The organism is Gemmatimonadales bacterium (assembly GCA_036265815.1).
In the GTDB taxonomy this organism is placed as follows: domain Bacteria; phylum Gemmatimonadota; class Gemmatimonadetes; order Gemmatimonadales; family GWC2-71-9; genus CAVVWJ01.
This window is the reverse complement of record DATAOI010000050.1, coordinates 20,139-33,675: the sequence shown is the minus strand read 5'-3', so window position 1 is coordinate 33,675 and position 13,537 is coordinate 20,139. Positions and strand designations below refer to the sequence as shown.

12 protein-coding genes are annotated in these 13,537 nt (G+C 68.3%); 7 read left to right on the top strand and 5 right to left on the bottom strand.

Translation table 11 applies throughout. The features are described from left to right. Positions 1-562 (top strand): DUF5916 domain-containing protein (locus VHR41_10940; GenBank protein ID HEX3234703.1); only part of this gene is annotated, 562 nt, incomplete at its 5' end. A gap of 100 nt (positions 563-662) precedes the next feature. Here VHR41_10940 and VHR41_10935 read toward each other — a convergent pair. Genes VHR41_10935 through VHR41_10915 form a run of 5 tightly spaced genes read right to left on the bottom strand, consistent with a single transcriptional unit; the run spans position 663 to position 6,363 of the window. Then, a complete protein-coding gene (locus VHR41_10935) occupies positions 663-1,829 on the bottom strand; it encodes a 2-oxo acid dehydrogenase subunit E2 (GenBank protein HEX3234702.1) in 1,167 nt (388 codons plus the stop codon). Between the two features lie 14 nt (positions 1,830-1,843). Further along, positions 1,844-3,943: a transketolase C-terminal domain-containing protein gene (locus VHR41_10930; protein HEX3234701.1), complete on the bottom strand. Its 2,100-nt coding sequence runs from the start codon at positions 3,941-3,943 to the stop codon at positions 1,844-1,846. Continuing rightward, positions 3,936-4,391, bottom strand: coding sequence for a hydroxyphenylacetyl-CoA thioesterase PaaI (paaI, locus tag VHR41_10925; protein ID HEX3234700.1), 456 nt, complete (start codon positions 4,389-4,391; stop codon positions 3,936-3,938). Before paaI ends, VHR41_10930 begins: the two co-directional genes overlap by 8 nt. After that, the gene (locus VHR41_10920) at positions 4,388-5,545 is read right to left on the bottom strand and encodes a 3-hydroxyacyl-CoA dehydrogenase NAD-binding domain-containing protein (GenBank protein HEX3234699.1); all 1,158 of its coding nucleotides are present in this window, start codon (positions 5,543-5,545) and stop codon (positions 4,388-4,390) included. Before VHR41_10920 ends, paaI begins: the two co-directional genes overlap by 4 nt. 32 nt (positions 5,546-5,577) lie before the next feature. Continuing rightward, positions 5,578-6,363 (bottom strand): enoyl-CoA hydratase-related protein, encoded by a 786-nt coding sequence (locus VHR41_10915; protein ID HEX3234698.1) that lies wholly within the window; start codon positions 6,361-6,363, stop codon positions 5,578-5,580. A 214-nt stretch (positions 6,364-6,577) separates the two neighbouring features. Here VHR41_10915 and pcaF point away from each other — a divergent pair, with 214 nt between their 5' ends. The 6 genes from pcaF to VHR41_10885 are packed head-to-tail and all read left to right on the top strand — an operon-like array spanning position 6,578 to position 13,472. Next, positions 6,578-7,795, top strand: coding sequence for a 3-oxoadipyl-CoA thiolase (pcaF, locus tag VHR41_10910; GenBank protein HEX3234697.1), 1,218 nt, complete (start codon positions 6,578-6,580; stop codon positions 7,793-7,795). 5 nt (positions 7,796-7,800) lie between these two features. Beyond that, on the top strand, positions 7,801-8,421 hold the full coding sequence (locus tag VHR41_10905) for a transferase hexapeptide repeat family protein (GenBank protein ID HEX3234696.1): 621 nt from the start codon (positions 7,801-7,803) through the stop codon (positions 8,419-8,421). A gap of 3 nt (positions 8,422-8,424) precedes the next feature. Continuing rightward, positions 8,425-10,470 (top strand): phenylacetic acid degradation bifunctional protein PaaZ, encoded by a 2,046-nt coding sequence (paaZ, locus tag VHR41_10900; GenBank protein ID HEX3234695.1) that lies wholly within the window; start codon positions 8,425-8,427, stop codon positions 10,468-10,470. Beyond that, the gene (locus VHR41_10895; protein ID HEX3234694.1) at positions 10,467-11,747 is read left to right on the top strand and encodes an aminotransferase class I/II-fold pyridoxal phosphate-dependent enzyme; all 1,281 of its coding nucleotides are present in this window, start codon (positions 10,467-10,469) and stop codon (positions 11,745-11,747) included. The genes paaZ and VHR41_10895 overlap by 4 nt, the downstream gene beginning before the upstream one ends. Further along, complete coding sequence (locus VHR41_10890) at positions 11,731-13,020, top strand: phenylacetate--CoA ligase (protein ID HEX3234693.1); 1,290 nt, start codon at positions 11,731-11,733, stop codon at positions 13,018-13,020. The genes VHR41_10895 and VHR41_10890 overlap by 17 nt, the downstream gene beginning before the upstream one ends. Positions 13,021-13,037: 17 nt before the next feature. Next, on the top strand, positions 13,038-13,472 hold the full coding sequence (locus VHR41_10885; GenBank protein ID HEX3234692.1) for a PaaI family thioesterase: 435 nt from the start codon (positions 13,038-13,040) through the stop codon (positions 13,470-13,472). The last annotated feature ends 65 nt before the right edge of the window (positions 13,473-13,537 follow it).

Here is a 13,537-nt window from a genome sequence, read left to right as displayed (position 1 = left end):
CCCCAATTTCGGCCGGACGGTGAGTGGCTGGCAGTACGTCGATCAGCCGGCCGAGGTCGCGTCACCGACATCAGTGCATTTCGTGACGGGGAGACTGGACCAGGCCACGGTTTCGCTCACGGCCCGGGCCGATTTCGCCTTCAGCCGCAACATGACGCTCCAGCTCTATGCCCAGCCGTTTCTGAGTGCGGGATCGTACACCGATTTCAAGGAGGTGCGGGATCCCCGAGCGAGTAAGGCGGCCGACCGGGTGGTGCCCTACGCGACCAATCAGATCGCCTACGAGCCGACCGATCGCACCTATGGGATCGACCTCGATGGAGACGCGATCCCTGAGTACACCTTTGCCAACCCCGACTTCAACCAGAAGAACTTCAATCTCAATATGGTGTGGCGCTGGGAGTACCGGCCCGGCTCGACGATCTACCTGGTGTGGACCCAAGCGCGCGACGTCCCGGGGACCAACGGCAACGTCGCGCTGGGGAGCGGCCTGGATGCGCTGTTTCAGGGCCCGGCGACGAATGTGTTGCTGGGGAAGGTGAGTTATCGATTCGGGTTCTGAGAAAAAAGCGGGAAAGGGAAAAACTGAAAAGCGGGACGAACCAGGGGCTCCTCCAAAAGGGAAGCAGTCCAGCCGACGCGAGGTAAATCATGCACCTACATCAACTCCAACCCTCGATCTCCTCTACCCAGCGGGCCAGGAATGCGTTCGCCTGATAGCCGTCGAGCACGCGATGGTCGATGGTGAGTGTGACGTAGCACATCGGGCGCACCTCCACCACCTCCACTCCCTCTCGCATCCGCGCCACCGGCCGCCGCTCCACCTTGCCGACGCCCAGGATCGCCGATTGGGGCTGCGGAATGATGATCGGCGCCGCGACGAGACTGCCGCTCACGCCGTGGTTCGAGATTGAGAAGGTCCCGTGCTGCACGTCCTTGGGATCGAGCGCGCCGGCTCGGGCTCGCTGGGTCAGGTCTTGCAGCCGCTTCGCGGTGGCGCGCAGGTCGAGCGTCTGGGCGCAGTGGATGACGGGCAGGATGAGGCCGCCCTGCGGGAGTGCGGTGGCGACTCCGATGTTGCAGTCGCCGAACAGCTCCAGCGCGTCGTCGTGCCACCGGCTGTTCACCTCCGGCACGGCCTGCAGCGCGGCGACGCTGGCGCGGATGAAATAGGCGGTGTAGGTGAGCTTGACCCCGTCCATTTCGAAGTCGGCGCGGTGGGCCTCCCGGTCGGCCACGATCGCGGAGAGATCGGCCTCGAACACCGTGGTGACGTGCGGCGCCACCGCGACGCTCTGGACCATATGCTGGGCGATGCTGCGCCGCATCCCGGTGTGGGGCACCTTCCGGCTGGGGGAGGTGCCTGGCTCGGCGTTGGTTGTCGTGCCCGCGCCCGAGGCGACGTGCGCCTCCACGTCCTGCACCGTGATCCGCCCGCCACGGCCTGTGCCACGGATGGCCGACGCGTCGAGAGCATGCTTGGCGAGCAGCCGGCGGACGGCGGGGGTCTGCTCGGGGGCCGCTGACGCGGGCTGGTCGCTCGAGGTGGGTCCATGCGACGGAGTGGGATCAGCCGCTGCGGCCGCACCCACTTCGATGCGACCGAGGACCTCCCCCGCCACGATCGGCTGGTCCGCCGACTTGAGGATCTCACGGAGGGTGCCGGTGGCGGGGGCCGCGATCTCGACCGTCACCTTGTCGGTCGTGATCTCGAGCAGCGGCTCGTTCTGGGTGACGGACTCGCCCACCTTCTTGAGCCACGTCCCCACGACCATCTCGGTACCTTCTGCCTGATCCGCCGGCGCCGTGATCGCGATCAGCTCTGCCATTCCAGACTCCTCGATCAGAACTCGAGCAGTTCCTGCATCTTGGCCGCGATCCCCTCGACGCTGGGAAGTACTGCGTTCATCAGTCCCAGGTTGTACGGCGTCGGCACGTCCGGAATCGCGAGGCGGGAGATCGGCGCGTCGAGGCTCAGGAACGCCTGCTCCGCGACCACCGCAGCGACCTCCGCGCCGAATCCGGCCGTGAGCGTGTCTTCGTGGACGATCAGGCAGCGCCGGGTCTTCCGGACCGAGGCGAGCACGGCATCCCGGTCCCACGGCGCCACGGTGCGGAGGTCGAGCACTTCGATCGAACCCTCCAGCTCGCGCGCCGCGCGCTCGCAGCGTTCCACCATGGCGCCCCATGTAACCACCGTGAGCCGGTCGCCGGCGAGGACGACCCTGGCCTTACCCAGCGGGAGCACGAAGTCGTCCCCCGGATACGGCCGCCGGGCGGATGCCCCATCGAGCAGGGCCCGGTGCTCGAAGAAGATCGTCGGGTTGTCGCTTCGGAGCGCGGCGCGCAGGAGGCCCACGGCGTCCTCCGCGTTCGACGGGATGCAGACCTGCCATCCGGGTGCGTGCACCCAGAACACCTCACCACAGACGCTGTGCCATGGATCCCCGCACTTTGGCGCATATCCGCCGGGCATCCGCACCACGATGGGGGCGGCGAAGCGGTTGTGCGTCCGCCACCGCATCGTGCCGCAGTTGTTGAGCTGCTCGGTGGCCGGGTCGGCGTACTTGCGGAACTGAATTTCCGCGACCGGCAGGAGACCAGAGAGCGCCAGGCCGACCGCGCGACCGATGATCCCCTCCTCCGACAGGCTGGTGTCGAACACCCGTCGCTCGCCGAAGGCGGCCTGCAGCCCCATAGTGGCGGCGTGCACCCCACCCTTGGGCCCTACGTCCTCTCCGAAGAGCAGCATCTTGGGGTTGGTGGCCAGCTCGTGCTCCAGCGTCCGCCGGATGGCGGTGAGCAGGTTGATGCGGGTGGGCTCGGGCTTCGCCTCTTGGCTTCCCGGCGGAAACTGATGCCCCGCCGGCGCGAGCCCGCCCACCAGCTGGAGCTCGGACGTCCCATCGGTCCGGCTCTCGGCGTTCACGTACCGGGTCACCTCGGATGGCTCCGGCTCCGGCCGGGCCAGCGCGGCGCCGAGGGCGGCATCGACGTCCGCTTTGACGCGAGCCTCGATCTCCGCGATCTCCGGCTCCGACAGCACCCCGGCTTTGAGGAAACGATAGAGTTTGGGCAGGGGATCGTTTGCCTGCTCTACCGCTAGCCGCTCCTGGCTCTTGTAGGCTTGGGTGTCCTGGGCCGAATGCCCGCTCAACCGAGGCACGGTGAGCCGGAGCAACGCTGGCCCATTCCCGGATCGAACGTGGGCTACGGTTTCCTGAAGCAGAGCGGCGGCCTCCGCGGGCTCGGTGCCATCGCCATTGCGCACCAGGAGATTGCGAAATGACGCCAGGTTGGCCGCGACGTTGCCTCCTGGCGTCTGGAAGCTGGACGGGACGGAGATCCCGTAGCCGTTGTCCTCTATATAGAAGAGGAGCGGCAGCGAGAGTGTGGTAGCGATGGTCAGCGCCGACCAGAAGCCGTTGGTTGCAACCGAGGCCTCTCCACCCAGCACCGCGGCGATGGAGTTGTCGTAGCTGCGGTCGCCCAGGACCTCCCGATGGTAGACCAGACCCTGCGCCCATCCTGCAGTCGGGGTGTACTGGGAGCCGACGTCCCCCGACATCGGGAGCACGATGGGACCCTCCGACTTCGGCAGGTTGCACACCACACCGATGTCCCGGCCGTTGCTGAAGCCGCCCGACTTTCCCATGGGAGATGCCAGGGCATCCTCGAGGGACAGGCCGAGGGTCACTAGGATCGGTCGCGACCGGTAGTAGGCGCCCACGGCATCGTGTGGGTGGTCCAGCAGGTTTCCCAGGATGATCTGCGCCATCTCGTGCCCGCGAGCCGAGAACTGGTAGAGCACCTTCTGCTCGGGGACCAGGCGGGTCTCCTCGATGTCGTCCATCGCCCGGGACGCGAGACACAGGTAGAGCACCCGCTTCCAGTCGAGCTCGGAGGCGACTCCCAGGGCTCCGGGCGCGCGGGCTTCACTCACTCCCATCGTGCCCCACGTCGTGCAGCTGGTCCGTCTGGTAGACCGTGCCTCGAAAGAGGGCGACCACGAGGCCGTCGTTCCTGGTGACGCGCACCCGGTAAAACCCCAGGCGCCGGCTGCTGGCCTCCTGCTCCGCCTCGGCCACGAGCACGTCCCCCACCCGGACGGCCGAGGGGTAGGTCATGCTGTTCTCGATGCTGACGCTCACCTGGCCTCCAGTATTGCTGGCAAAGGCGAAGGCGCTATCTGCGAAGGCAAAGGTGACCCCGCCGTGGCATACTCCGAACCCGTTAGTCATGTCCTCCCGTACCACCATGCGAATCGTCACCCGGGTCGGCTCCACCTCGATGAGCTCGACGCCCAACCACCGACTGAATTCGTCGTGCGCCAGCATGTGGCTCACGACCGCAGTCGCGCGCCGCTCCGGGTCGGCCGGCAGGGCGCTCACCCGCGGAGCGTTCCACCGGATGCGGCCAGGCGCCGGAGCAGCGGGCTCGGCCGGTAGCGATCCTCAGCGTACTCCGCCTGGAGGCGCTCCAGCCGCTCGAGCGCGACCCCAAACCCCAGCTCCTCCGCCCACGCGATGAGCCCTTTCGGGTAGTTGACCCCCTTCACCATCGCGACGTCGATGTCCGCCGGCGTGGCCACGCCCCAGAAGACGGCGTCGACCGCCTCGTTGATCAGCATCGCCAGGATCCGGTCCAGGATCGATCGCCCCAGGGCCTCGTCCTCCCTCGGTGCCGGTGGGACCGCACCGTTGCGATAATCGTAGTAGCCCCGGCCGGTCTTGCGTCCCAGCAGGTTGGCATCGACCAGGCGGCGCTGAGTGAGCGAGGGCTTGTAGCGCGGATCGAAGAAGAACCCCTCGTAGACCGCTGACGTCACCGCGAAGTTGACGTCGTTGCCGATCAGGTCCATCAGCTCGAAGGGCCCCATCCTGAACCCGCCGAGCGTCCGCATCGCCCAGTCGATGGTGGCGCAATCGGCGATGCCTTCCTCCAGGATCCGGAGCGCCTCGCCATAGTAGGGTCGGGCGATCCGGTTCACGATGAAGCCGGGGGTATCGGAGGCGACCACGGTGGTCTTGCCCCAGCGCTGGATCAGGGCGCAGGCAGCATCGACCAGCGCCCCCGGCGTCGCCTGCCCGCGCACCACCTCCACCAGCGGCATGATCGGCGCGGGATTGAAGAAATGAAGGCCGACCACCCGCTCGGGCCGTCGGCAGGCGGCGGCGATGGTGGTGATCGACAGGGCCGAGGTGTTGGTCGCGAGCATCGCCTCCGGCGGGACCGCCTGTTCGAGCGCGGCGAAGCTCTCGCGCTTGGGCCCCAGCCGCTCGACGATCGCCTCGATGACGAGGTGACAGGACGTGAAACCGCTCATATCGCCGCCCACCACGTACCGGACACGTCCCCGCGCCGCCTCGGCGGCCGACTGAGTCAAGCGGCCCTTCTCGGTCTCCCGAGCCAGCGCCTTTTCGATCCCGGCGCGGGCCCGAACGATGGCCCCCTCGTCGAGGTCCTGCAGGACGACCGGGTGTCCCGCGACGGCGGCGACCTGTGCGATGCCGCCGCCCATGGGGCCCGCCCCGAGGACACCCACGCACACGGCCGTTGGATCGGTGGCTCGCAGGGTCACTGTCCGGTGAAGACCGGCTTCCGCTTCGCCAGGAACGCCGCCACTCCCTCGGCGTAGTCCGCGCTGCGTCCGGCGGCGCCCTGGCACTCGGCTTCGAGCTCGAGCTGCGCTTCCAGGTCGTTGACCAAGGACGCGTTCAGCAGCCGCTTCGTGAGGCCGAGGCCGAGCGTCGGTTGGGTGGCGAGGTGGAGGGCGAGCTTCGACGCCTCGTCGTCGAGCGACGCGGCCGGGTACGCCCGGTAGATCAACCCCATTTCCACCGCCTGCGCCGCCGTGATCTTCTCGGCCAGCATCGCGAGCGCCGTCGCCCGGGCCAGCCCGACCAGCCGGGGCAGGAGGAAGCTCCCGCCGGTGTCCAGTACCAGGCCGATCTTCGCGAACGCCTGCACGAAGGAGGCTTCCTCCGCGGCCAGGACCAGGTCGCACGCGAGGGCCAGATTCGCCCCCGCTCCGGCGGCGACCCCGTTGACGGCGCAGATAACGGGCTTCTCCAGCGTCCGGAGGCCACGGACCAACGGCGTGTAGACCTTCCGCGCGTGGGCGGCGAAGTCATCCACCGCCGCACCGGGGCGAACCTCGTCCAGGTCCTGGCCGGCGCAGAAGCCGCGTCCCTTGCCGGTAAGGAGCACCGCGCGGATCTCGCGCTCCCGCGCGGCCTGCGCCAGGACGTCCTGGATCTCGCCCGACATGGCGGTGTGAATGCTGTTGAGGACGTCGGGTCGGTTCAGGGTGATGCGCGCGACGCCATGATCGACCTCGAACAGAATGAACCGATGGGCCATCGATGGTCCTCTCGACGCGTTGGCGAGGGTGGATAATACATCGGAACTGCGACCATAGACCACGGCGCCAATGCGGTTCGGGTATCCCGGTGCACCGGTTCGGGCATTTCGCGGCGGGTTCCTCCGAGGGTGTTACGGTCGTCTGTGACTCTGTGGTTCAATGCCGCTCATGGGTCTATAATTCGGGTCGGATGACCACTCAACACGACTGCCCATGAAGCCGGTATTTCTGGTCGACGGCGTGCGTACGCCGATCGGAAGCTTTGGCGGGAGCCTGGCCCACGTGCGGGCCGATGATCTTGCGGCGCACGTCATCACCAAGCTGCTCGATCGCCACCCGAACCTGGATCGGGAGCGGATCGGCGATGTGATGCTCGGGTGCGCCAACCAGGCGGGCGAGGACAATCGCAACGTCGCCCGCATGGCGCTGCTCCTCGCCGGGCTGCCGGTCTCGGTACCCGGCGAGACGGTCAATCGGCTGTGCGCCAGCGGCATGAGCGCGGTGGCGAACGCGAGCCGGGCCGTGCGGGAGGGCGACGGCGACCTCTACATCGCCGGCGGCGTCGAGCAGATGACCCGCGCGCCCTACGTGCTCTCCAAGTCGAGTCAGGCGTTCGCCCGGAACGCGGAGCTGTTCGACACCAGCCTGGGCTGGCGCTTCGTCAACCCCAGGATGCGCGATCTCTACGGCGTGGACTCCATGGGCCAGACCGCGGAGAATGTGGCGACGGAGAGCGGGATCAGCCGGGCGGACCAGGACAAGTTCGCCCTCTGGTCGCAACAGAAGACCGCCGCCAGCCAGCAGCGCTGCCGATTCCAGTCCGAGATCGTCCCCGTCACGGTGCCGGGTGCGTCCCGGGGCGAGCCGGGCCGCCTCTTCGCGCAGGACGAGTTCCCCCGCCCCGACTCGACCCTCGAGGGGCTCGGCAAGCTCAAACCCGCGTTCCGGACCGACGGCAAGGGGAGCGTCACCGCAGGCAACTCGTCCGGCATCAACGATGGCGCGTGCGCCTTGCTGCTGGCCTCGGAGCGCGCGGTGGAGGAATTCGGCTTCACACCGCTGGCGCGCATCGTCGCCACCGCGGTCGCGGGCGTCGAGCCCCGGACCATGGGCCTCGGGCCGGTTCCCGCGACGCGCAGGATCCTGGCCAAGACCAAGCTCAGCCTCCCTGACCTGGACGTCATCGAGCTCAACGAGGCCTTCGCGGCCCAGGTCCTCGCCTGCGTCCGGCAGCTCGGCCTCGACGATCGGGATCCCCGACTCAACCCCAACGGCGGCGCCATCGCGCTGGGGCACCCGCTCGGCATGTCGGGCGCGCGGCTGCTGCTCACGGCGGCCCACGAGCTCAAGCAGACCGGCAAGCAGTACGCGCTCTGCACGATGTGCGTCGGAGTGGGCCAGGGCATGGCGACGATCATCGCTCGGGTATAGGGCTCGTGCCCAACGTCTTCGCCTTCGAAGGTTTCATCCCCGTCGTCCATGAGTCGGCCTTCATTCATCCCAATGCGACGCTGACCGGCAACGTCGTGATCGGGCGGGACGTGTACGTCGGACCGGGCGCGGCGATTCGCGGCGACTGGGGTGGCGTGATCATCGAGGACGGCTGCAACGTCCAGGAGAACTCCACGATTCACATGTTTCCCGGCGTGACCGTCGTGCTTGAGGCGAGCGCGCACATCGGCCACGGTGCCGTGGTCCACGGGGCCCGGATCGGCCGTAACGCGTTGGTCGGGATGAACGCGGTGGTGATGGATCGGGCGGTGGTGGGCGCGGAATCGATCGTCGGCGCCTTGTGCTTCGTTCCGGCCGACATGATCATCCCGCCACGCACGGTGGTCGCCGGCAATCCGGCGCGAGTAGTGAAGCAGGTCTCGGACGCCATGCTCCAGTGGAAGACCGAGGGCACCCGCCTCTACCAGGCCTTGCCGCGGCGGCTGCACGACTCGCTTCGGCCGGCTGATCCGCTCCGCCAGGTACCGTCCGACCGCCCCCAGCAGCAGGCGTCCTACCAGACGTGGCACGAGACCAGGCAGGCCGCCCCGGCCGACGGAGAGTAAGGCATGCGACTGCAGAGTTACGCGCAGGGTCAGTGGATAGCAGGGACCGGCAAACCGACCGAGCTGGTCCACGCCGTGACGGGCGAAAAGATCGCGGAATCGACCAGCGAGGGCCTCGACTTCAAGGGCATGGTGGAGTACGCCCGCCGGGTCGGCGGGCCGAAGCTTCGGGCGATGACGTTCCACCAGCGAGCCCGGATGCTCAAGGCCATGGCCCAGCACCTCATGGCCGGGAAGGAGGAGCTCTACCAGGTCTCCGCGGCCACCGGCGCGACCAAGGCCGATTCCTGGATCGACATCGAGGGTGGCATCGGCACCTTCTTCGCGTACGCCAGCCAGGGACGCCGGGAGTTTCCCGACGAGACTTTCTACGTCGACGGCTCCGTGGAGCGAATCTCGAAGGGGGGCTCCTTCCTCGGCCGGCATCTATGCGTACCGCTCGAGGGGGTGGCGGTCCACATCAACGCCTTCAACTTCCCCTGCTGGGGGATGCTGGAGAAGCTCGCGCCCACCTTTCTCGCCGGGATGCCGGCCATCGTCAAACCGGCCACCGTGACGTCGTTCCTCGCCGAGCGGCTGGCGCGCACCATGGTGAACGCCGGCATCCTCCCGGAAGGCGCGCTCCAGATCATCTGCGGCGGCGTGGGCGACTTGCTCGACCACTTGACCTGTCAGGACGTCGTCACCTTCACCGGGTCGTCCGCGACCGGCCGGAAGCTCAAGAGTCACCCGCGCGTCATCAGTGAATCGGTCCGGTTCAACCTCGAAGCCGACTCACTCAATTACTGTATCCTCGGCCCCGATGCTGCGCCGGGCTCCGAGGAGTTCGATCTCTTCGTCAAAGAGGTGGCGAAGGAGATGACCGTCAAGGCGGGGCAGAAGTGCACCGCCATCCGGCGCACCATCGTGCCGGAGGGGATGACCGAGGACGTTGTCCGGGCGCTCTCCAAGCGGCTCGCCGGCGCCGTGTTGGGCGACCCATCGGTGGACGGGGTCCGCATGGGGCCGCTGGCAGGCCGCGCACAGGTGAGCGAGGTCGGCGGGAGCGCAGCCCGGATCGCGGCCACCTGCGAGCGCGTCTACGGCGACCCGGATCGGTTCGAGGTGGTGGGCGCCGATCCGGCGAAAGGCGCCTTCTTCCCGTCGCTGCTCTACTTCTGCGACACCCCGTTCGGGAAGCCCGAGCCGCACGACGTGGAGGCGTTCGGTCCTGTGAATACGGTGATGCCGTACCGCGCGCTCGACGAGGCGGTCGCGCTGGCCAAGCTGGGCCGCGGCAGCCTCTGCGGCTCGGTGGTCACGGCGGACGATGGGGTGGCGCGCGAGGTCGTGCTGGGCACCGCCGCGTATCACGGCCGGCTCATGGTGCTCAATCGCCACAACGCGAAGGAGTCCACCGGGCACGGCTCGCCGCTCCCGCCGCTGATCCACGGCGGCCCCGGGCGCGCCGGAGGTGGGGAGGAGATGGGCGGCGTGCGGGGTGTCCTCCACTATATGCAGCGCTCGGCGCTGCAGGGCACGCCCGCCACACTCACGGCGGTTGGACGCCAGTGGGTCCAGGGCGGGCCCCAACTGAGCGACGGCATCCATCCGTTCCGCAAGCACTTCGAGGAGCTGCGCATCGGGGAAACCTGGGTGACCCACGGCCGGACCGTGACCGAGGCGGACGTGGTCAACTTCGCCGGCATCAGCGGCGACTTCTTTTACGCCCACATGGATGACGCCGCGGCAAAGGCCTCGCTGTTCGAGCGGCGGGTGGCCCACGGATACTTCGTGCTCTCCGCCGCCGCGGGGCTCTTCGTGGACCCGGCGCCTGGACCGGTCCTGGCCAACTATGGGCTGGACAATCTCCGCTTCGTGAAGCCGGTCTACCCGGGCGACACCATCCGGGCCCGACTCACCTGCAAGCAGAAGACGGCGAAAGACACCGTGGACGGGCAGGTGCCGCAGGGGGTAGTGGCGTGGGACGTGGAAGTGACCAACCAGAGCTCCGAGCCGGTCGCCGTCTACACCATCCTCACACTCGTGAAGCGGTCTTCCGCGGCGTGACGCGAGCCCCCAGCCGCTTCGCCGGCCTGGCAGGATCGCGCATTCTGGCGATCGCCGACGAGGTCCGGGCGCTCCAGGCCGGCGGGCGCCAGATCTGCAACTTGAGTATCGGCGACTTCGACCCGCGCGAGTTCCCGATTCCGGGGCCGCTGCTCGAGCGCATCGAGGGTGCGCTTCGCCGCGGAGAGACCAACTACCCGCCCGCGGTGGGGATCCCGGCGCTCCGGGAGCAGGTCTCGGCGCTCTACGCCCGGGAGCTCGGCCTCAGAATTCCCGCCAGCTCGATCGTGATCACCGGCGGTGCCCGGCCCGGCCTGTTCACGGCGTATCAGCTCACGGTCGATCGAGGTGATCGCGTCGTGTTCCCGGTGCCGTCCTGGAACAACGACAACTATTGCGAGCTGGCGGGAGCCACCCCGGTTCCGATCCAGTGTGGGAGTGAAACCGCCTTCCTCCCGACCGCGGCCATGCTGGCGCCCTCCCTTCCCGGTGCTCGACTCCTGGTGCTCGGCTCCCCGGTCAATCCCACCGGCACCGCGTTCGATGCGGCGACGCTCGGGGCCATCTGCGACGCGGTCGTGGCGGAGAACGCGCGGCGGCCTCCCGAAGAACCGCCGCTCTACCTGCTCTACGATCAGGTGTACTGGATGCTGACCTTCGGCGGGCTCGCGCACGTCGTGCCGCAGGTGCTCCGCCCCGAGGTAGCGCCCTACACTATCCTGGTCGACGGCATCTCCAAGGTGTTCGCGGCCACCGGTTTGCGGGTTGGCTGGGTGTGCCCCCCAGCGAGTCTGTCGGCCCTGTTCAGCGCCTTTCTGGGTCACGTGGGCGCCTGGGCCCCGCGGCCGGCCCAGGTCGCCACGGCCGAGATGCTGGCCGACACGGAGGCGGTCGCCGCCGCCCGCCGCAGCATGCAGCTCGGTCTCGCCCGGCGGCTCGAACGGCTGCACGGCGGGATGCTGGCGTTGCAGCGCGACGGGTTCCCCGTCGAGATCGTCGCGCCTTCGGGCGGCATGTATCTCAGCGTGCGGTTCGGCTCGCCGGAGCGGCCTGGTACCGGAGGTCGGGCCCTGGATTCGACGGAGGCCATGCGCTGCTACCTGCTCGAGCAGGCCGGCCTCGCTGTGGTGCCGTTCGAGGCCTTCGGCTTCGATGGTCAGCAGGGGTGGTTCCGGCTCTCGGTCGGCAGCGTGTCGGAGGGCGCCATCGAGGAGCTGCTGGTTCGGCTTCGCGGGGCGCTCGAGCGGCGGGATGCCGCCGATGATCTGGAACCCTGAGGTCGAGACCCTCCCCCGGGAACGCATGGAGGCGCTGCAACTCGAGCGACTCCGCACCGCGGTGGCACGAGTGCTCGCGAAGGTCCCGCCACTGGGCGACCGGCTTCGAGCCGCCGGACTCACCACCTCGGATGACATCCGCTCGCTGGCCGACCTGCGCCGCCTGCCATTCACCAGGAAGATCGACCTCCGCGAGCACTACCCCTTCGGACTGTTCGCAGTCCCCCTGGCCCAGCTGGTCCGGATCCACTGCTCGAGTGGCACTCGGGGCAAGCCAACCATCGTCGGCTACACCCGTAACGATCTCGCGATCTGGTCGGAGGCGGTGGCCCGCTGCCTCGCCCTGGCCGGCGTTCGGCCCGGCATGGTGGTCCATAACGCGTACGGCTATGGCCTGTTTACCGGTGGACTGGGGCTCCAGCAGGGCGCCGATCTGCTGGGCTGTACGGTCGTGCCCATCTCGAGCGGCTTGACCCAGCGGCAGGCGATGCTGTTACAGGATCTGCGTGGGCAGGTGCTCTGTTGCACCCCCTCATACGCCTTGAGCATCGCCGAGGCGCTGGAGACGGCACAAATCGATCCGCGGACCCTCGAGCTGGAGGTGGGCATCTTCGGCGCCGAGCCTTGGACCGAGGAGCTGCGGGGCGAGATCGAGCGCCGGTTGGGGCTTGCCGCCGTCAACATCTACGGACTGGCGGAGATCGTCGGGCCCGGAGTGTCGGCCGAGTGCATCGAGGGCCGGAACGGCTCCCACATTCAGGAAGATCACTTCCTGCCCGAGATCATCGACCCGGAGACCGGTGCGCCTCTGGCCCCGGGGCAGGAGGGTGAGTTGGTGCTGACGCCCGTCACCAAGGAAGCGCTCCCGCTCATTCGCTATTGCACCGGCGACATCTCGTCGCTCGAGGTGACGCCGTGCGTCTGCGGTCGCACCACGGTGCGGATGAGCCGGATCAAGGGTCGGTACGACGACATGCTGATCATCCGTGGGGTGAACCTCTACCCGTCGGAGGTGGAGCGGATTCTGCTCAGCGTCGCCGATGTCGCGCCGCACTATCAGCTCGTGGTGGATCGGCCGGGCCCGCTCGATGAGCTGAGCCTGCTCTGCGAGCCAGCCCGGGATGGTCTCGACCCCGGCCTGCTGCAATCCCGCCTCCAGCATGCCCTGCACCAGCATACCGGGCTTTCGATCGCGGTCCAGGTGCTCGAGCGCGAACGCGTGCCCCGGAGCGAAGGCAAGGCGGTCCGGGTCGTGGATCGGCGCCCGCGGTAGCCGGGGGGGACAGTAGCGTGACCGACGCGGAGCATCACCGTAAACTGGAGCGGCTGTACACCGCTGCGCCGGTCTCGCAGTGGTATGGCGCCACGATCGCCATCGCTGACGGCCAAGCCGAGGTCCGCCTCGCGATACGTCCCGAGTTCTACCATGCGGCGCACGCGGTGCACGGCTCGGTGTACTTTCGGGCACTGGATGATGCCGCGTTCTTCGCCGTGAACTCCCGGGTTCGCGATGTGCTCGTCCTCACCGTTTCATTCACGGTGCATTTCGCCCGGCCAGTGACGAGCGGGGAGATGCGGGCAGTCGGCCGCCTCCTCCACGGGAGTGGACGCCTGTTTCTGGCCGAAGCCGATCTTTTCGACAACGTGGGGAAGTTGCTCGGGCGGGGCAGCGGAGTATTCACGCGGAGCGCGATTCCGCTGGATCCAAGCATCGGATACACTTGACGGGGCGCAGACCCAGAGACCGATCCACGGCATAATCTCAAGCGGGGTTGCGCTCGGCACCCCCG

What these genes read in the sequence shown, in the direction of transcription:
- VHR41_10935 (HEX3234702.1), bottom strand. Translation starts at nt 1,829, where the DNA reads ATGGCAGAGCTGATCGCGATCACGGCGCCGGCGGATCAGGCAGAAGGT.
- VHR41_10915 (HEX3234698.1), bottom strand. Translation starts at nt 6,363, where the DNA reads ATGGCCCATCGGTTCATTCTGTTCGAGGTCGATCATGGCGTCGCGCGC.
- pcaF (HEX3234697.1), top strand. Translation starts at nt 6,578, where the DNA reads ATGAAGCCGGTATTTCTGGTCGACGGCGTGCGTACGCCGATCGGAAGC.
- paaZ (HEX3234695.1), top strand. Translation starts at nt 8,425, where the DNA reads ATGCGACTGCAGAGTTACGCGCAGGGTCAGTGGATAGCAGGGACCGGC.
- VHR41_10890 (HEX3234693.1), top strand. Translation starts at nt 11,731, where the DNA reads ATGATCTGGAACCCTGAGGTCGAGACCCTCCCCCGGGAACGCATGGAG.